We start from the raw sequence: 17,155 nt of genomic DNA, 5'->3' as shown, positions 1-17,155 counted from the left end.
GGCCGCATGGTCTCAGGCGGCCGGGGCCGCCCGGAGCGGGCGGACCGGGGTCCGGTGGCGCGCGACGATCTCGTCGGTGATCCAGGCGTAGTCGGCCGGGTCGACCGGGAGCAGCCACTCCCGCAGCCGCTGCAGACCGCGGACCGGGGTGCCGAGGTCGTCGAGCATCTCGTCGATGTTGTGCAGCGAGAACGGGATGATGTTGGTGCCGCGGGCGTGCTTGCCCTCGGTGCGCTCCTCCATCCACGCGAGCCGGCGCGCGATGTGGGCGCGCTGCTCGGCCGGGCCCGGCAGGTGCAGGCCGCCGTCCAGCCGCGCGGCGATCCACAGCGCGGCGACCTCGGCCGAGAGCGGGCTGAAGAAGGACGAGTTGTAGCCGCAGAAGGACAGCTCGGGGACGTCGACGGGCTGGATCTGGCGGTACAGCTCGAAGTTGCCGCGGTCGTCGGTGATGCGCGCCTGCAGGTCCTCGGACAGGAACGGCACCCGCTGGTGGAAGCCGGTGCCGCAGACGACGACGTCGGCGGGGATCGTGCTGCCGTCGCCGAGCACGGCCCGGCCGGGCTCGAGCCGGGCGATCTGCGTGTCGCGCTTCACGACGATGTCGCCCGCCGCGACCTTCTCGTAGAACCCCTCGGTGACCAGCGAGACCGTCGAGCGCGCGATCTCCTCGAGCGAGCCGGGCGGGCGCAGGCCCAGCTTCTCGAGGCCGCACTGGCGCAGGATCAGCGACTGCACCGAGCCGAGCATCGAGTTGCGCACCGGGCGGCCCGGACCGTGCAGGAAACGCTCGAAGCCGGCGAGCTCGACGTAGCGGAAGAGCGCCTCGCCCATCCGCGAGAGCATCAGGTACTTGTAGTTCAGTACCCCGGCGAACATCTTCGGCAGCTTCCACAGCAGCTCGCGGGCGACCACCGTCGTCGTCGCCGACACCTCGTCGAGGGCGGTCGCGACGTCGCAGGCGGACTTGCCGTACCCGACCACCACGACGTTCTTCCCCGCGGCGTCGTCGAGCACGTGGAAGTCCGACGCGGCGTCGATGCGCCCGCACGCGGCCGTGAACGCGTCGGCACCCTCGAAGACGGGCACGGCGGCCTCGGAGAAGATCCCGTTCGCGACGACGAGGTGGTCGAAGGTCCCGGTGGTCTCGTGGCCGCCCGAGGCGGTCCGCACCGTCCACACCCCGTCGCCGAGGTCGGCCGCGAGGACCTCGGTGTCCAGCCGCAGGGACGACTCCAGCCCGAAGTGGCGGGCGTAGTCGGCGAGGTAGGCCTGCACCTGGGCGCCGCTGGGCCACTCCGGGTAGTCCGCGGGCATCGGGAAGTCCGAGAGGCAGTAGGTGTCCTTGCCGTTCTGCGTGGTCACGCCCGGGTAGCGGCGGCTGGCGCTCCACACCCCGCCCACGTCGGGCGCCTTCTCGAACACGGTGACGTCGTGGCCGACGGCCCGGAGGACCTTGGCCGAGGACAGGCCGGCGAACCCGGCGCCGACGATCGCGATCTTCATCTCTCAGGACTCCTCGGTGGCGGTGGCGAGCTGGGGGATGGCCGGGACGGCGCGCTCGGGGCCGGTCGCCGAGTAGCCGCCGTCGATGGCCCAGTCGGCGCCGGTGACCGCGGACGCGGCGTCGGAGAGCAGGAAGGCGACGACGGCGCCGACCTCGTCGGGGTCGGCGACGCGCCCGGTGAGGTGGAAGGGGGCGGCGACGCGGTCGGTGTGCGCGCGGTCGCCGCCGGAGAGGGAGTCCATGATCTTCGACCACGTCCAGCCCGGGGAGACCGAGTTGACCCGGATGCCGTCGGGTGCCAGGTCCATCGCCATCGAGCGGGTCAGCTGCACGACGGCGGCCTTCGACGCCGGGTAGACCCAGCGGCCGGTCTGGGCGACCTTGGAGGAGATCGACCCGAAGTTCACGACGGCGCCGCGGGCGGCCCGGAGGTGCTCCAGGGCGGCCTGCACCACGACGACGGCGCTGACCAGGTTGACGTCGAGGGCGGCGAGCCAGTCGGCCCGCGTGGTGTCGCGTCCGTCGTCGAGGTAGCTGCAGGCCAGGTTGACCACGCCGTGCAGCCCGCCGTGCTCGGCGACCACGGCCGCGACGGTCGCCCGGACCGCGGCGTCGTCGGTGAGATCGGTGGGGTGGAAGCCGACCCCGGGGTCGTCGAGCAGCGGCTTCGCGCCGTCGGCGTCGACGTCCGCGATCGCCACGCGGGCGCCCGCCGTCCGGAGCTCGCGGATCACACCGTGGCCCAGAAGTGTCGATCCGCCGGTCACGAGAATCGTGCGTCCGTCGAGTTCGGTCATGGCGGGGAACAGTAGGAATCGTCTAGCGTATCCACTATCCTCGTCACGCGGACGCTATCCCGCTGACGCGCACCGGGGAGGTCGCTCATGACGACGACGATGCAGGTCAGCGCCCCGCTGGCCGCCCACCGCCGCGTGGACTCACCGGATCTCGACGAGGCCCGCGAGCGGGTCGGCGAGGTCTTCTGTCCCCACTCCCTGCGTCCCGAAGATCGTTCCGGCGGGCACCGCGTCCGTTTCAGCGCCGTCGATTTCGGGGCCGTCGGTCTGAACTACCTCGAGTACGGCGCGCCGGTGCGGATCGCGCCCGAGCCGTTCGACTCGTTCGTCCTCGTGCAGATTCCGCTCGCCGGGCGGGCCCGGGTGCGCTCGGGTGGCGAGGGGATCGTGTCCGACCCGACGACCGCGTCGGTGCCCGACCCGGACGTCCCGGCCGAGATGACGTGGGGCGAGGGGAACGCCCAGCTGATCGTGCGGATGGACCGCACCGCGCTCGAGCGGCAGGCGGCCCTGCTGGGGTACGTGCAGGGGGCGCGGCTGCCGCTCGCGATGGACCTCACGACGCCGGCCGCCCGCGCCTGGCGCCAGACCCTCGACCTGCTGCGCGCCGACGTCGAGCACGACGGTCGGCTCGACCATCCGGTGCTGCGGCCGCAGGTCGAGCAGATGGTGCTCTCGGGGCTGCTGCTGGCGCACGCCCCGACGAGCCCCGACCCGGCCTCGGGAACCGTGGTGCCGCGCCTGATCCGCAAGGCCGACGACCTCATCGTCGCCCACGCCCGTGAACCGCTGACGGTCGAGGACGTCGCCGAGTGCGTCGGCCTGTCGGTGCGGGCGCTGCAGGAGGGGTTCCGGCGGCACCTGGACACGACGCCGACCGAGCAGCTGCGCCAGGTGCGCCTCGCCGGGGCGCACGCGGAGCTCGAGGCCGCCGACCCGGCGGCGACGAGCGTGTCCGCCGTGGCCAGCGACTGGGGCTTCACCCACCTCGGCCGCTTCTCGATCGCCTACCGGCGCCGCTACGGGTGCTCGCCGAGCGAGGTGCTGCGCAGGTGAGCACTAAAGGTCGCTATAGCGACCTTTAGTGCTCACAGGCGCGTCAGCGCACCCCGAGCCGCTCCAGGCGCGGGAACACCTCCTGCGCGACGTAGGGCAGCTCGGCCACGTAGTCGAGGAACGCGAGCGTCATCCCGGCGAACCCGGCCTTCGCGTAGCGGGCGATCTCGGTGGCGACGTCGTCGGGCGTGCCGACGAGGGGCGCGCTGCCGTGGCCCGCGGCGAACCGGGACCGGAACGTCGCGAGCATCTCCGGGGTGAACGACTGCGCGTGCAGGCCCTGCAGCGCCATGAGGTTGTCGACGGCCGCCCAGTCCGCGCCCTCCTCGGCGTAGTGGTGCAGCGCGTCGTCGGCCTCGGCCCGGGTCGGGCGGCAGACGACGTGGCCGAGGGTGAGCACGCCCATCGAACGGCCGTGCTGCTCCCGGGCAGCGGTGCGCACGCCGTCGACGATCGCCGCACCGTCCTCCGGGCCTGCGACCACGGTGAACGCAAGTCGGCGTTGCCGGCGGCGAACCCGCGACCCTGTCCCGACGAGCCGGCGTTGAGCACCGGCAGCGTCCCGTGCACCGGCTTGGGCTCGCCCTCGAGGCCGACGAGGTCGAAGTACTCGCCGTGGTGATCGAAGCGGCCCGGCGTCGTCCAGAGCTTCCGGACGACGTCCCACCACTCCTGGGCGCGAGCGTAGCGGGCGTCGTGGTCGGCGGGCAGGTCGACGCCCATCGCGTCGTACTCCGGCTTGTTCCACCCGGCGACGATGTTGATCCCGGCTCGTCCGCCGCCGATCCGGTCGACCGTGGCGAGTTGCTTGGCGGTGACCACCGGGTGGTTGAACGCCGTGTGCACCGTCGGGAACACGTGGATGTCCCGCGTGCGCGCGAGCAGCCCCGCCGCCCACGGCACCGGCTCCAGCACGCCCTCGTGGAAGTTCGTCTCGCCCCCGTAACCGATGAAGCGGGCGATCGGGAGGAGGAAGTCGACCCCGACCTCGTCGGCCAGCACGGCGAGGGCCAGGTTGTCCTCCCAGCTGCCCGACCAGCGCTCGGGGACCGTCGTGACGGCGAGCCCCGAGGAGCAGTTGGGGGAGAACAGTCCGAGCAGGAAGTGGTCGGGGTCGTTCCGCAGCATGCTCGTGGCCTTCCTGTCACGATCTCCGGACGTCCGCTCCGTGACGGGTCCGGGGCGCTCCCAGCCCACCTCAGAGGCCCGCCAGCGCCCCCTTCAGCGCCGTGCCGTCCTCGTCCGCCAGCGCCGCCGCGCGCAGGTCGGCGAGGGTGGCCGCCGCGCTCGGGCGGCCGCGCAGCGACCGGGCCGCCGACACGAGGGCGGTGTAGCTCTCCATCCCGTGCTCCCAGGTGGCGCCGTAGCCCTTGAGCACGCGCTGGCACTCGGCGACCTCACGGGCGAGGTCGGGATCGTCGGCCGCGATCTCGACGATCAGGTCCAGCCACGCCCCGATCGCCTCCTGCTCGCGGGCGAAGCGCAGCGAGCGGGGTCGCAGCGGCCGCATCCGGGCCATCGTCGCGAGCATCGCGTAGCCGCGGACCGACGTGGTGTCGAGGACCATCCCGTCCTTCGTCACGCGCCCGACCACCCGTGCGAAGAGCCGGGAGCGGCGCAGCGCGGCCCCGAGGCGCACGGGCAGGGTGTCGGTGATCTCGTCGACCTGCGGGTGCAGGTACTCGTGCACCCTCGACAGTTGCGCCCGGGTCGCCTTGGCCTCGGTGCGCACCCGCTCCATCCGCCGCGCGCGGCACTTCTGCAGCGCGACGTGGATCGTGTCCTGGTAGCACATCCAGAGCGCGAGCTGCCGGGCCACGGCGACCGTGAGCTCGTCGTCCCCGCACGACGCGATCCGCACGACGCGGTCCAGGTAGCGCCGCGCGTAGTCGACGTCCTGGTACAGCCCGGTCCGAACGAGGCCGTGCAGCACGGTCGAGCGCACGGCCCGCGGGAGCTCGAGGGTCCCGACGGCGAGCCCGGCCAGGTCGGGCCCGACGAGCGACGCCGGGTCGGTCGCCGCGATCTCGGTGCGCCGGGCCTCCTCGCGGTCCTTGCGCTCCTGCGGCGACACCGGGCGGGGGCCGATCGTGATGTCCACCGGCACGGAGGTCGGCCTCGGAGGCGCCGCGGCGTCGAACCCGCCGGAGAACGCCGCCAGGCTCGGCTCCACGCCCTTGCCCGCCGCGCGGATGGCGTCCTCGTAGGCCGACCGCGCGAACGGGAGCACGCCGGAGCCCGCGACCGCGCCGAGCAGCGACGCGCTGATGACGCTGCCGTGGCGGCCGGCGATCGCCGCGAAGTCCTCCGCGACGAGACGCTTCGCGGCCTTCCCGGCGGCGTCGAGCAGCGCCGAGGTGTCGACGCGGCCGTCGCCGAGGTGGGACTTCTCGTCGATCGAGTAGACGCGGTTCGTCGAGGTGATCAGCGTGGTGCGGTCGGGGGTGGCGAAGCCACGCTGTACGGCCCGGCCGCACTCCATGAGCTCGGAGGCGACGACGAGGTCCACCTCGCCGGGTGCGGGGAAGACGCTCAGCACGGGCTCGGGCCGCCCGCCGGCGACGTCCCCGGGCACGGGCGGGTGGAGCTCGACGTAGTACACGGTGGCGCCGGTGCGCTGGGCGACGCCCGCGACCGAGGTGGTCTGGGCGTGGTGGCCCGCCCCCTCGGCGACGGCGACGATCCAGTCGGCGAGGACGCCGCCGCCCTCGCCACCCATGGCGAGGACGGCGACCGTGATCGGGCGCTGCCCGGCGTACCAGGAGGCGCCCGCCGCGGTGGTGGGCGCGGGCATCAGGGTGGGCATCAGGCGGCCTCCTTCTCGGTCACGGGCTCCATCCGCGCGGCGTGCCGCTCCAGGGCACGCCCGGCGAGCGCGATCCAGCGGGACCGGAACGCGCCGCGCAGCCGTTCGCCGCGCGTCGGGTTGTCGACGACGTCGGTCCGGTAGAACGACGGGCACAGCACCGCGGCGTGGGCGTTGTTGCCGCACACCCCGCAGCCGACGCAGCTGTCGAGCACCGTCGCGATCGGGTCGCTGCGCAGCGGGTCGGGGTTGTCGGTGATCGTCAGCGACGGGCAGCCGGAGATGCGCACGCACGCGTGGTCGCCGGTGCAGGTCTCCGGGTCCACCCCGAACCGCTCGCGGACCACCCGCTCGCCGCGCTTCAGCTTGTCCGACCGTTCCTTGCGCACCCGCCGCTGCCGGTTGAGCTGGCACTCGGACTGCATGACGAGCAGTTCGGGTCCCGACCCCTTCTTCCGCCGGAACGCCCTCAGGAACGTGTCCTTCACGCGCTGCACGTCGTAGGTGTGGTCGATCGTCGTCGCGTTCGTGACGCCGAGCCCGCGCGCGGCCTTCTCGATGGGGTGCTGCGTGGAGCGGCGCTCGGTGTCGGCGTGCGAGGAGAGCACGTCCTGGCCGCCGGTCGCGGCGGCGTAGTCGTTGTCCACCACGACCATGACCTGGTCGGACCTGTTGAACACCGCGTTGCCGACGCCGCTGGTCAGGCCGTTGTGCCAGAACCCGCCGTCACCCATGATCGAGATGGCGCGCTGCTCCGACCCCGGCGCCGAGAGCGCGGCCGCACCCGCCGCCCCGAGCCCGTAGCCCATCGTGGTGGCACCGAGGTCGAACGGGGCGTTGATCGCGAACAGGTGGCAGCCGATGTCGGCGCTGACGTGGTGCTGCCCGGTCTCGCGCTCGGCGAGCTTCAGCCCGGAGAAGATCGGGCGCTCGGGGCAGCCGGTGCACAGGCCCGGCGGGCGCGGGCGCACGACGTCGGCGGCGACGCGCGGGGCGAACGGGCTCGTCGGGTCGTCCGCGTCGCGCAGGAGCGCCGGCCGGGCCGCGACCAGGTCGGGGACGTAGGTCGTCAGGAAGTCCGCGAGCCCGCGGGTGACGACCTGGGTCGTGTACTCGCCGCCCGGCGCGAGCAGGTCCTTGCCGTGCAGTGTGGTGATCGAGCCGGCGCGGCGCAGGATCGCGTGGAGGTTCTGCTCGATGTAGTCGGGCTGGCCCTCCTCGACCATGATCACGGCCTTCTTGTCCGCGCAGAAGTCGAGGACCTCCGCGTCGACGACCGGGTAGGTCACGTTCATGACGTAGACCGGGATCCGGCTGCGGCCGTGGCTGTCCGAGCAGCCGAGGAGCTCCAGCGCCCGGTTCATCGTGTTGTAGAGCCCGCCCTGGACGAGGATCCCGACGTCGGTCGCCTCGGGCGAGCCGGGGAAGACTTCGTTGAGGCCCCGCTCGCGGATGAACCGGACCGCCGCCGGCCAGCGGTCGGCGAGCTTCTCCTTCTCGTGCGCGAAGGAGGCGGGCGGCAGCACGATCCGGTCGACGGCGCGCCGCGGGGCGTCGGCGGCCTCGCGCACGGTCATCGGCGGGCGCACGTTGTCCTTCGCGACGAACCCGCCGTGCAGGTGGCACGAGCGCAGTCGTAGCTCGAGGAACACGGGGGTGTTGCTGGCCTCGGAGAGCTCGAAGCCGGCCTCGACCGCGTCGACGATGGCGGTGATGTTCGGACGCGGGTCGAGCAGCCACATCTGCGACTTCATCGCGAACGCGTGCGAGCGCTCCTGCATGATCGACGAACCCTCGCCGTAGTCCTCGCCGAGGATCACCAGCGCGCCGCCGGTCACGCCGCCGCTCGCGAGGTTGGCCAGGGCGTCCGAGGCGACGTTGGTCCCCACCGGGGACTTGAAGGTGATCGCCCCGCGCAGCGGCTGGTGCACCGAGGCGGCCAGCATCGCGGCGGCGGTGGCCTCGGAGGCGGAGTTCTCGAAGCGGATGTCGAGCTCGTCGAGAATCTCGCTCGCGTCCCCGAGCACGTCCATGAGGTGCGAGATCGGCGCGCCCTGGTAGCCGCCGACGTAGGCCACGCCGGACTGCAGCAGCGCCTTGGTGACGGCGAGGATGCCCTCGACGTGGAGGGTCTCGCCGGCGCCCAGGCGGAGCTTCGCGACCTCGGCGGCGAAGGACCGTTCGGCCATGGGGGCTCCTTCGTGGTGGGTGTGCGCCACACGCTCGCCGGGCGGCCCCGGCGGAGCTATCCCCGCCGCGCCGCCGTTGTCCGTCGGACGCCGCACCCGACGGCGGGTGGACAACCGGGGCGCAGGGTGGATACCGCTCGGGTGCACGGATCGCCATGCTTCGCAGCGAGCCCCGTCCGAAGGAGTCCCCGTGTCCGAGCAGTCCCTGCTGTCCGCGCTCGTGCAGGCCACCCGTTCCGGGGGCGTGGAGGTCGTCGACCTCACCACGCCGCTGCAGGAGTCCACCCCGATCCTCGAGCTGCCCGAGCCGTTCGCGAACACCTCGCGGTTCCGGCTCGAGGAGCTCTCCCGCTACGACGACCGCGGCCCGGCCTGGTACTGGAACGACATCCACACCGGCGAGCACACCGGCACCCACCTCGACGCCCCGAACCACTGGGTCACCGGTCGCGACGGCCTCGACGTCTCGCAGGCACCGATGGGCACGCTCGTCGCCCCCGTCGCGGTGATCGACATGACCGCCGAGGTGGAGAAGGACCCGGACTTCCTCCTCGAGGTCGCCCACCTCGAGGCCTGGCAGGCCGAGCACGGTCCCCTTCCCGACGGCGGGTGGCTCCTCTACCGCACCGGCTGGGAGGCTCGGGGGGAGACCCAGGAGGAGTTCGTCAACGCCGACGCCGCCGGGCCGCACACCCCCGGGGTGTCGACCGAGTGCGCGCGCTGGATCGCGCAGGAGTCCCCGCTGACCGGGTTCGGGGTCGAGACGGTCGGGACGGACGCCGGTGCGGCCGGAGGCTTCGACCCGCCCTTCTCCTGCCACCACTACCTCATGGGGGCGAACAAGTGGGGACTGACCAGTCTGCGGAACCTCGGACGGCTACCGGCGACGGGCGCGGTGCTGATCGTGTGCCCGCTGCCGATTCTGGGCGGCTCGGGCAGCCCGACGCGGGTGCTGGCCCTGGTGGAGAAGGGCTAGGCAGCACCGTCGCCGAGCAGGTCGGCCGGCTGGTCGGCGAGCTCGGCGCGGGGCACGCGTTCGGCGTGGTGGGCAGCGGCAACCTGCGGCTCGCCAACGCCCTGCGTGCCACCGGCGTGCCGTACACCGCGGCGCGCCACGAGGGCGGGGCCGCGACCGCGGCGGACGCCTGGGCACGGACGACGGGGGAGGTGGCGGTGCTGACGGTGCACCAGGGGTGCGGGCTGACCAACGCCCTCACCGGGATCGCCGAGGCCGCCAAGAGCCGGACCCCGCTGCTCGTGCTGGCCGCGGACTCCCCGCGCGCCGCCGTGCGGTCGAACTTCCGGGTGGACCAGGACGCACTGGCCCGCTCGGTGGGCGCCGTGGCCGAGCGCGTGCACACGGCGACCTCGGCGGCGGTCGACGTGGTTCGGGCCTACGGGACGTGCCGCGACCAGCGCCGCACCGTGGTGCTCAGCCTCCCGATCGACGTCCAGGCCGAACCCGCCGTCGGGACCGCCCCTCCCGCCCGGACCACCTGGCGGCCCCCGGCCCCGGACGCGGACGCCGTCGTGGCCCTGGTCGACCTGCTCGACCGCGCCGAGCGGCCCGTGTTCGTCGCGGGACGAGGTGCGCGCGGGGCCCGCGCGGAGCTCGAGGCCCTCGCGGCGCGGTGCGGCGCCCTGCTGGCCACGACCGCCGTCGCCCACGGGCTGTTCACCGGGTCGGACTGGTCGCTCGGCATCTCGGGCGGCTTCTCGACGCCGGAGACCGCGGAGCTGATCACCGGGGCCGACGTCGTCGTCGCGTGGGGCGCGGCGCTCACCCGCTGGACGGTGCGCGGCGGCGAGCTGCTCGCGGGTGCCACCGTGGCCCAGGTCGACGACACCCCCGAGGCGCTCGGCGCGCAGCGCCCGGTCGACCTCGCCGTGCTCGGGGACGTGGCGGCGACCGCCCGGGACGCGCTCGCCGTGGTCGACGAGCAGGTCGGCTACCGGACCCCGGAGGTGGTCGCGCGGATCGCGCCGCGGCACACGCTCGTGCCGGACACCGAGTCCGGGGACCGGATCGACCCGCGCACGCTCACGGCCGCGCTCGACGAGCTGCTGCCGCTGGAACGGACGGTCGCCGTCGACTCCGGCAACTTCATGGGCTACCCGTCGGGCTACCTCCGGGTGCCCGACGAGGCCGGCTTCTGCCTCACCCAGGGGTTCCAGTCGATCGGCCTGGGGCTCGCGACGGCGATCGGGGCGGCGCTCGCCCGCCCCGACCGGCTGCCCGTCGCGGCCTGCGGTGACGGCGGGTTCCTCATGGGCATCAGCGAGTTCGAGACCGCCGTGCGGCTCGGTCTGGGGATGCTCGTCGTGGTCTACGACGACGCCGGGTACGGCGCGGAGTTCCATCACTTCACCGACGCCGACCAGAGCACCGTCCGCTTCCCGGACGCCGACCTCGCCGCGATCGCGCGCGGGTACGGCGCCGACGCGGCGACGGTGCGGTCGGTGGCGGACCTCGACATCGTGCGCGGGTGGCTTGCCGGTCGGCGCGACCGGCCGCTGCTGCTCGACGCCAAGGTGACCTCGGACGAGCCGTCCTGGTGGCTGGCCGAGGCGTTCAGAGAACACTAGGGAGCACTGAGTCGGATGACGGACGTGGTGGTCGTCGGCGCCGGGATCAACGGCATGGTCGCGGCGGCGCGGCTCGCGGGCGCGGGCCGGTCGGTGACGCTGCTCGACGCCGCCGACGAGCTCGGCGGGTTCATCGGCAGCGGGGAGCGGACGGTGCCCGGGTACGTCCACGACACGTGGTCGTCGTGGCACCCGCTGTTCGTCACCGGCCCCGCGTTCGCCGAGCTGGGCGACGACCTCGCCCGCCACGGTCTCGCCTACGCGAACACCGACGGGCCGTTGACGGCGACCGTTCCCGACGACGGGTCGCCGACGATCGCCTACCGCGACGTCGAGGAGACGGTGAAGGGCTTCGCCGATCCCGACGACGCCGAGGCCTACCGCGCGATGATCGCCGGCTTCGGGCGCGACGTGGGCGCGCTCGGGACGCTCCTGGGCTCCGAACTGTGGTCACCCGCCGTCGGGAAGCCGCTGTTCTCGCTGCTGCGCTCGGCGGGGCGGCGCGGGGCGGCGGCCTACGCCCGCGACGCCCTGACCAGCGGCCGGTCGTGGCTGCGGGGGCGGTTCACCGGCGTCGAGGTGGACCGGCTGTGGGCCCCGTGGCTGCTGCACGCCGGCCTGGCGCCGGACGCCGCGTCGGGCGGGGCGATGGTGCCGGTGTTCGCCGCGACCATGCACGGGGCGGGCCTGCCCGTGGTGGTCGGCGGGGCGGGGCGGTTCGTCGACGCGTTCGCCGCGCTGCTCGCCGAGCGCGGGGTCGACGTCCGGCTCGGGCGCCGCGTGGAGCGGATCGTGGTGCGCGGCGGGCGGGCCGTCGGGGTCGAGGGCGACGGCTTCTCGGTGCGGGCCGACGCGGTGCTGGCCTCCGTGGCGCCCGGGGCGCTGTACACGGAACTGCTGCCCAGCGGGGTCGTGCCCGCGCGGATCGCCGAGGAGGCGCGCTCCTACCGGCCGGGCCGCGCCGCGATGCAGATCCACGTGGCCCTCTCGGGTCCGGTGCCGTGGCGCGACCCGGCGCTGCGCGAGGTGCCGCTCGTGCACCTGACCGACGGTTCGTCGTCGACCGGGATCGCCTGCGCCGAGGCCGAGGCGGGCCTGCTGCCGCGGCGGCCCACGGTGGTCGTCGGGCAGCAGCACGTGCTCGACCCGTCGCGGGTCCCGGCCGGGTGCGCGGCGCTCTGGCTGCAGCTCCAGGAGGTGCCGTCGCGCCCGGTGGGGGACGCGGCGGGCGTGCTCGACGTCGGGTCGGGGGAGTGGACGCCGGCGCTGGCCCGTGCCTACGCCGACCGCGTGCTCGACCGGGTCGCCGCCCGGGCACCCGGGCTGCGGGAGCTCGTCGTCGGGGTCAAAGGCGAGCGCAGCGACGGGAGGACAGGCATCGACGTCATCTCGCCGGCCGACCTCGAGGGCCGGAACCCGAACGCGATCGGGGGCGACCCGTACGCCGGGTCGGCCGAGCTGGACCAGAACTTCGCGTGGCGGCCGCTGCCGTCGGCGGGGCGGCACCGGACGTGCGTGCCGGGCCTCTGGCACCTCGGGGCGTCGACGCACCCGGGGCCGGGCCTCGGCGGGGCGTCCGGGCACCTGGTGGCGGAGGCGCTGCTGGGCCGGCGGCGAGCGTGATCGTGGCTCCGGGAGCGACACGCGCACACCCTGGTGCGACACGCTCACGACGTCGTGATCATGAACCGGGTGATCGGTGGCCGGACCACGACGGTCCGTGTATCAAGTTCTCATGCCGATCCTGATCGAGACCACGGTCATCCGGTGAGCGCACCGACCCGCGCGAACGTCGAGATGACGATCCACGGGCGGCGGCTCCGCCGTGACCGCGCCCTGATCATGGCGATCGTCAACCGGACGCCGAACTCCTTCTACGACCACGGGGCCACCTGGCAGCCCGCGGCCGCCGAGGCGGCGGTCGAGCGGGCGGTGGCGCAGGGTGCGGACGTCGTCGACCTCGGCGGCGTGCCCGCGAGCCCCGGGCCGGAGGTGACGGTCGCCGACGAGATCGACCGGGTGCGCCCGACGCTGGTCTGGGCCCGCGAGCGGTTCCCGGAGCTGACGATCTCCATCGACACCTACCGCGCCGAGGCGGCGGAGGCCCTGCTCGCGGCCGGGGCCGACCTGGTCAACGACAGCTGGGCCGGCTGGGACGAGGACATCCTCCCGGTGACCGCCCGGTACGGCGCCGGCTACGTGGCCGCCCACACGGGTGGCCTCACGCCCCGGACCGACCCGGAGAAGCCGGTCTACGACGACGTGATGGGCGACGTCGTGGACTTCACGGTCGCGCTCGCGCAGCGGGCGGTGGAGGCGGGCGTGCCGGCCGACGGCGTCCTGCTCGACCCCACGATCGACTTCGGCAAGAACACGCTGCAGAGCCTCGAGGTGCTGCGCACGCTGCCCCGGCTGATCGACACCGGGTGGCCGGTGCTGCTCGCGATGAGCAACAAGGGCGTGGTGGGGGAGACCCTGGACGTCCCGCTCGACGGCCGCCTCACCGGCACGCTCGCCGCGACCGCGCTGTGCGCGCAGATGGGCGTCGCGATGGTGCGCGCCCACCAGGTCGAGGAGACCCGCCAGACGCTGGAGATGGTCGCCAGCGTGCTGGGCCACCGCCCGCCGTCGCGCGCCGAGAGGTGGATGTAGTGCACCGGGTGTGGCCGCTGCCGGCCGGCGAGCTCGACCCGGCGCAGCTGGAGGAGCTCTACGTCTACCCGGAGCGGTCGTCGGGGTGGGTCGCCGTCAACTTCGTCAGCTCGCTCGACGGCGGCATCGAGATCGACGGGAAGAGCCGGGGACTGTCGTCCGACGCCGACCGGAAGGTCTTCGGGCTCGGGCACGACCTGGCCGACGTCGTGCTGCTCGCCTCCGGCACGGCCGTGGCCGAGGAGTACCCGGGGCTGCGGCCGGAGGGGGAGTCGGCCCGTCGTCGGGAGCGGCACGGGCTCGCCGCGGTGCCGCCGCTCGCCGTCGTGACCTCCGGGTCGCTGCCCGCCGACGCACCGAGCGTCGTCGATGTGCTGGTGCCGACCATCGTGATCACGTGCGCCTCGGCGCCGGCCGACAAGCAGCGGGCGTGGCAGGACGCGGGCGCCGAGGTACTGATCGCCGGGGACGACGACGTGGACCTGGCCGACGCGGTCCGCCAGCTCGCCGGGCGCGGGCTGCGCAGCATCGACTGCGAGGGCGGCCCGGGACTGACCGGCAAGCTGCTCGACGCCGACCTCGTCGACGAGATGCGGATCAGCTTCGTGCCGACGGCCGTCGCCGGGCAGGCGGGCCGCGTGGCGCGCACGGACGCCCCGTTGGACGAGCCGCGCGGGTTCACCGTCGACTCGTTGCTGGTCGAGGACTCGACGCTGCTCGTGCGGTACCTGCGCACGCGGGGCTGACGCCCACCCTCCCTGCGTTGAGCGAAGGGCACCTTCGGTCGAATAGGCCGACCGACGGTGCCCTTCGTTCGGTCGAGCCCGGGATGGCGGTGGGCGCCCACGGCCCGTCTACTCGACCGAAGGTGCCCTTCGCTCAAGCCGGGGTGGCGGTGACGATCGGCCCCAGGGCCGCCCGGACGTCCTCCGGCCACGGCTCGGCGCCGCCCGTGGCGGACGGGGCGTGCACGATGACGAGGCGGCCGCTCGCCACGGGGCGGTCGGAGCAGGCCACGTCGAACGCGTAGGTGAGCGACGACCGGCCGAGCGCCTCGACCCGCAGCGTCGTCTCGACCTCGTCGCCGAAGAACACCCGCGACCGGTAGTCCACCTCGTGCCGCACCCGCGGGGTGCGCCCGAACAGTCGGGCGCACCCCACCGAGCGCAGCAGCTCCGCCTCGGCCGCCTCCACCCACCGCAGCACCGCGGAGTGGTGCTGGTGGCCGGCGGCGTCGGTGTCGTGCCACTCCACGCGTCGTCGCGAGACGATCACGGGTGCTGTTCCCGACGACGGGCCGAGAGACCGGAGCGGTACTGCTTCGGCACCGGGACACCGCGGTAGTCCTGGTCCAGCGCGGCGTTCCAGGTCCAGTAGGGGTCGACCAGGTGCGGGCGGGCGATCGCGCACAGGTCGGCCCGCCCGGACGCGATGATGGTGTTCGCGTCCTCCACCGACGCGACGGCCCCGACGGTGATGGTGGGGACGCCGGTCTCCTGACGGATCCGGTCGGCGAACGGGGTCTGGTAGAGCCGGCCGTACTTCGGGTCGGCGTCGACCGAGGTCTGCCCGGTGGAGACGTCGATGACGTCGGCGCCGTGCGCGGCGAGCATCGGGGCGAGTGCCACCGCGTCGTCGCCGGTGAACCCGCCGTCGTCCACCCAGTCGGTGGCGCTGATGCGCACGCTGATCGGCCGGTCCGCCGGCCACACCTCCCGCACCGCGTCGAGGATCTCCAGCCCGAGCCTCGCCCGGTTCTCCAGCGAGCCGCCGTAGCGGTCGGTGCGCCGGTTCGACAGCGGCGAGAGGAACGACGACACGAGGTAGCCGTGCGCGTAGTGCAGCTCGAGCAGGTCGAAGCCGGCCTCGGCTGCCCGCCGCGCCGTGTCGACGTGCGCGGCGACGACGGCGTCGATGTCGTCCTGGGTCATCTCCCGCGGCACCGGCGAGTCCGACCGGTACGGGACGGGGGACGGCCCGAGGATCTCCCACGCCTCGTCGTCGGGAAGGGGGTCGTCGATCCCCTCCCACATGACCTTCGTGGAGCCCTTGCGCCCGGCGTGGCCGATCTGGGCGCCGATGAGCGCCGGGGTCTGGCCGTGGACGAAGTCGACGACGCGGCGCCACGCCTGCGTCTGCTCGTCGTTCCAGAGGCCCGGGCAGCCGAGGGTGATGCGGCCCTCGGGGCTCACGCAGGTCATCTCGGTCATGACGAGGCCGGCGCCGCCGACGGCGCGCGAACCGAGGTGGACGAGGTGCCAGTCGGTGGGGAGGCCGTCGACCGCGGAGTACTGCGCCATGGGGGACATGACGATGCGGTTGGGGAAGGTCCGCCCCCGCAGGCGCCAGGGGTGGAACATCGGCGGCGTGCCGTCGGCGACCTCCAGGCCGAGTGCCCGGGTCTGCCCGGCCAGCCAGCGGTCCAGCCGGCCGACGTAGTCCGGGTCGCGGAGCCGCAGGTTGTCGTAGGTGACGCGCTGCGAGCGCGTGAGCAGCTGGAACACGAACTGCTGCGGCTGGAGGTGGCGGTAGCGGGCGAGCCCTTCGAACCACTCCAGGCTGGTCTGCGCGGAGCGCTGCAGCGAGGCGACGACGGGCTTGCGCTCCTCGGCGTAGGCCTTGAGCGCCGCGTCGACGTCGGACTCCCTGTCGATGGCGCCGGCGAGCGCGATCGCGTCCTCGAGGGCGAGCTTGGTGCCCGAGCCGATGGAGAAGTGGGCGGTGTGCGCGGCGTCGCCGACGAGGACGACGTTGCCCGCCGACCAGTGCTCGTTGCGCATGACGGTGAACGAGAGCCAGCCGGAGTTGTTGCCGATCAGCCGGTGGCCGTCGAGGTGCTCGGCGAAGATCTCCTCGCAGAAGCGCATCGAGGCCTCGTCGTTCTCGCCCGGTCGGCGCTCGACCGACGCGTGGGCGTCGAGTCCCGCGCGCCGCCAGGTCGCCTCGTCGGTCTCGACGATGAAGGTCGAGCGGGTGTCGTCGAACGGGTAGATGTGCGCCCAGAACAGACCGAACCGGGTCTCGACGATGAGGAACGTGAAGCAGTCGAAGGGCCGCTCGGTGGCGAACCAGGCGTACTTCGCGGTGCGGCCCTCGCGGGAGGGCACGAACTGGTCGGCGAGCGCCTCGCGGGTGCGGCTGTTGACGCCGTCGGCGGCGAGGACGACGTCATAGGAGCGCCGGACCTCGTCGAGCGGGGGCGCCTCGGTCGAGTAGCGGACGTCGACGCCGAGCTCGAGGGCCCGCTCGCCGAGGATCTGCAGGAGCCGCTTGCGCTCCAGCGCGGCGAACGCGTGCCCGTCGGAGCGCTCGACGGTGCCGAGGAAGTCGGTGTCGATGGCCGACCAGTGCCGGAACTCGGCCTGGATGCGGTCGATCGACGTCGGGTCCGCGTCGGCGATGTTCTGCAGGGTCTCCTCGGAGAACACGACCCCGAAGCCGAAGGTGTCGTCGGCGGCGTTGCGCTCGTACACGACGATCTCGCGGTCCGGGTCGGTCCTCTTCGCCAGGATGGCGGTGAACAGCCCGCCGGGGCCGCCGCCGATGGAGGCGATCTTCATGC

Annotated in this window: 13 protein-coding genes and 1 pseudogene; 6 read left to right on the top strand and 8 right to left on the bottom strand. The window is 73.7% G+C overall.

Annotation, left to right across the window (positions count from 1 at the left end):
• Positions 1–12 precede the first annotated feature (12 nt).
• Positions 13–1,506 carry a flavin-containing monooxygenase gene (locus tag LN037_RS01280; protein WP_230749066.1) on the bottom strand — a complete coding sequence of 498 codons (1,494 nt, stop codon included), beginning with the start codon at positions 1,504–1,506 and terminating at the stop codon, positions 13–15.
• Between the two features lie 3 nt (positions 1,507–1,509).
• The gene (locus LN037_RS01275) at positions 1,510–2,304 is read right to left on the bottom strand and encodes an SDR family oxidoreductase (RefSeq protein WP_230749064.1); all 795 of its coding nucleotides are present in this window, start codon (positions 2,302–2,304) and stop codon (positions 1,510–1,512) included.
• Between the two features lie 87 nt (positions 2,305–2,391).
• Between LN037_RS01275 and LN037_RS01270 the strand changes: the two genes are divergently transcribed.
• The gene (locus tag LN037_RS01270) at positions 2,392–3,360 is read left to right on the top strand and encodes an AraC family transcriptional regulator (protein ID WP_230749062.1); all 969 of its coding nucleotides are present in this window, start codon (positions 2,392–2,394) and stop codon (positions 3,358–3,360) included.
• A 43-nt stretch (positions 3,361–3,403) separates the two neighbouring features.
• Here the strand turns inward: LN037_RS01270 and LN037_RS33260 are convergent, their stop codons facing one another.
• From LN037_RS33260 to LN037_RS01250, 4 genes and pseudogenes are all read right to left on the bottom strand, one after another.
• Positions 3,404–3,802, bottom strand: coding sequence for an LLM class flavin-dependent oxidoreductase (locus tag LN037_RS33260; protein ID WP_230749521.1), 399 nt, complete (start codon positions 3,800–3,802; stop codon positions 3,404–3,406).
• Positions 3,803–3,897: 95 nt separating this feature from the next.
• Positions 3,898–4,488: pseudogene (locus LN037_RS33255) on the bottom strand (LLM class flavin-dependent oxidoreductase); the annotation flags it as partial.
• A gap of 70 nt (positions 4,489–4,558) precedes the next feature.
• Positions 4,559–6,166 (bottom strand): indolepyruvate oxidoreductase subunit beta family protein, encoded by a 1,608-nt coding sequence (locus tag LN037_RS01255; protein WP_230749060.1) that lies wholly within the window; start codon positions 6,164–6,166, stop codon positions 4,559–4,561.
• Positions 6,166–8,355, bottom strand: coding sequence for a thiamine pyrophosphate-dependent enzyme (locus LN037_RS01250; RefSeq protein ID WP_230749058.1), 2,190 nt, complete (start codon positions 8,353–8,355; stop codon positions 6,166–6,168). Before LN037_RS01250 ends, LN037_RS01255 begins: the two co-directional genes overlap by 1 nt.
• A gap of 190 nt (positions 8,356–8,545) precedes the next feature.
• Here LN037_RS01250 and LN037_RS01245 point away from each other — a divergent pair, with 190 nt between their 5' ends.
• From LN037_RS01245 to LN037_RS01225, 5 genes are all read left to right on the top strand, one after another.
• Positions 8,546–9,331: a cyclase family protein gene (locus tag LN037_RS01245; protein WP_230749056.1), complete on the top strand. Its 786-nt coding sequence runs from the start codon at positions 8,546–8,548 to the stop codon at positions 9,329–9,331.
• Positions 9,262–10,941: a thiamine pyrophosphate-binding protein gene (locus LN037_RS01240; RefSeq protein ID WP_308286086.1), complete on the top strand. Its 1,680-nt coding sequence runs from the start codon at positions 9,262–9,264 to the stop codon at positions 10,939–10,941. Before LN037_RS01245 ends, LN037_RS01240 begins: the two co-directional genes overlap by 70 nt.
• Before the next feature lie 15 nt (positions 10,942–10,956).
• Complete coding sequence (locus tag LN037_RS01235) at positions 10,957–12,564, top strand: phytoene desaturase family protein (protein WP_230749054.1); 1,608 nt, start codon at positions 10,957–10,959, stop codon at positions 12,562–12,564.
• A gap of 174 nt (positions 12,565–12,738) precedes the next feature.
• Positions 12,739–13,593 carry a dihydropteroate synthase gene (gene folP / locus LN037_RS01230; protein WP_230749495.1) on the top strand — a complete coding sequence of 285 codons (855 nt, stop codon included), beginning with the start codon at positions 12,739–12,741 and terminating at the stop codon, positions 13,591–13,593.
• Positions 13,593–14,339: a dihydrofolate reductase family protein gene (locus LN037_RS01225; protein WP_230749052.1), complete on the top strand. Its 747-nt coding sequence runs from the start codon at positions 13,593–13,595 to the stop codon at positions 14,337–14,339. Before folP ends, LN037_RS01225 begins: the two co-directional genes overlap by 1 nt.
• A 133-nt stretch (positions 14,340–14,472) precedes the next feature.
• On the opposite strand, the gene LN037_RS01220 is transcribed toward LN037_RS01225, so the two are convergent.
• Both LN037_RS01220 and LN037_RS01215 read right to left on the bottom strand, forming a co-directional pair.
• Positions 14,473–14,847, bottom strand: a complete 375-nt coding sequence (locus LN037_RS01220) for an acyl-CoA thioesterase (RefSeq protein ID WP_230749051.1) — start codon at positions 14,845–14,847, stop codon at positions 14,473–14,475.
• Between the two features lie 17 nt (positions 14,848–14,864).
• Positions 14,865–17,153 (bottom strand): bifunctional salicylyl-CoA 5-hydroxylase/oxidoreductase, encoded by a 2,289-nt coding sequence (locus tag LN037_RS01215; RefSeq protein ID WP_230749049.1) that lies wholly within the window; start codon positions 17,151–17,153, stop codon positions 14,865–14,867.
• Between the last annotated feature and the right edge of the window lie 2 nt (positions 17,154–17,155).

Source organism: Actinomycetospora soli (assembly GCF_021026295.1).
In the GTDB taxonomy this organism is placed as follows: Bacteria; Actinomycetota; Actinomycetes; order Mycobacteriales; family Pseudonocardiaceae; genus Actinomycetospora; species Actinomycetospora soli.
Note: the sequence above shows the minus strand (reverse complement) of the source record. Positions and strands in the feature narration are given on the sequence as shown.

Coding starts and splice junctions, on each gene's coding strand:
- LN037_RS01280 (WP_230749066.1), bottom strand. CDS start 1,506: ATGAAGATCGCGATCGTCGGCGCCGGGTTCGCCGGCCTGTCCTCGGCC.
- LN037_RS01275 (WP_230749064.1), bottom strand. CDS start 2,304: ATGACCGAACTCGACGGACGCACGATTCTCGTGACCGGCGGATCGACA.
- LN037_RS01270 (WP_230749062.1), top strand. CDS start 2,392: ATGACGACGACGATGCAGGTCAGCGCCCCGCTGGCCGCCCACCGCCGC.
- LN037_RS01255 (WP_230749060.1), bottom strand. CDS start 6,166: ATGCCCACCCTGATGCCCGCGCCCACCACCGCGGCGGGCGCCTCCTGG.
- LN037_RS01250 (WP_230749058.1), bottom strand. CDS start 8,355: ATGGCCGAACGGTCCTTCGCCGCCGAGGTCGCGAAGCTCCGCCTGGGC.
- LN037_RS01235 (WP_230749054.1), top strand. CDS start 10,957: ATGACGGACGTGGTGGTCGTCGGCGCCGGGATCAACGGCATGGTCGCG.
- folP (WP_230749495.1), top strand. CDS start 12,739: ATGACGATCCACGGGCGGCGGCTCCGCCGTGACCGCGCCCTGATCATG.
- LN037_RS01215 (WP_230749049.1), bottom strand. CDS start 17,153: ATGAAGATCGCCTCCATCGGCGGCGGCCCCGGCGGGCTGTTCACCGCC.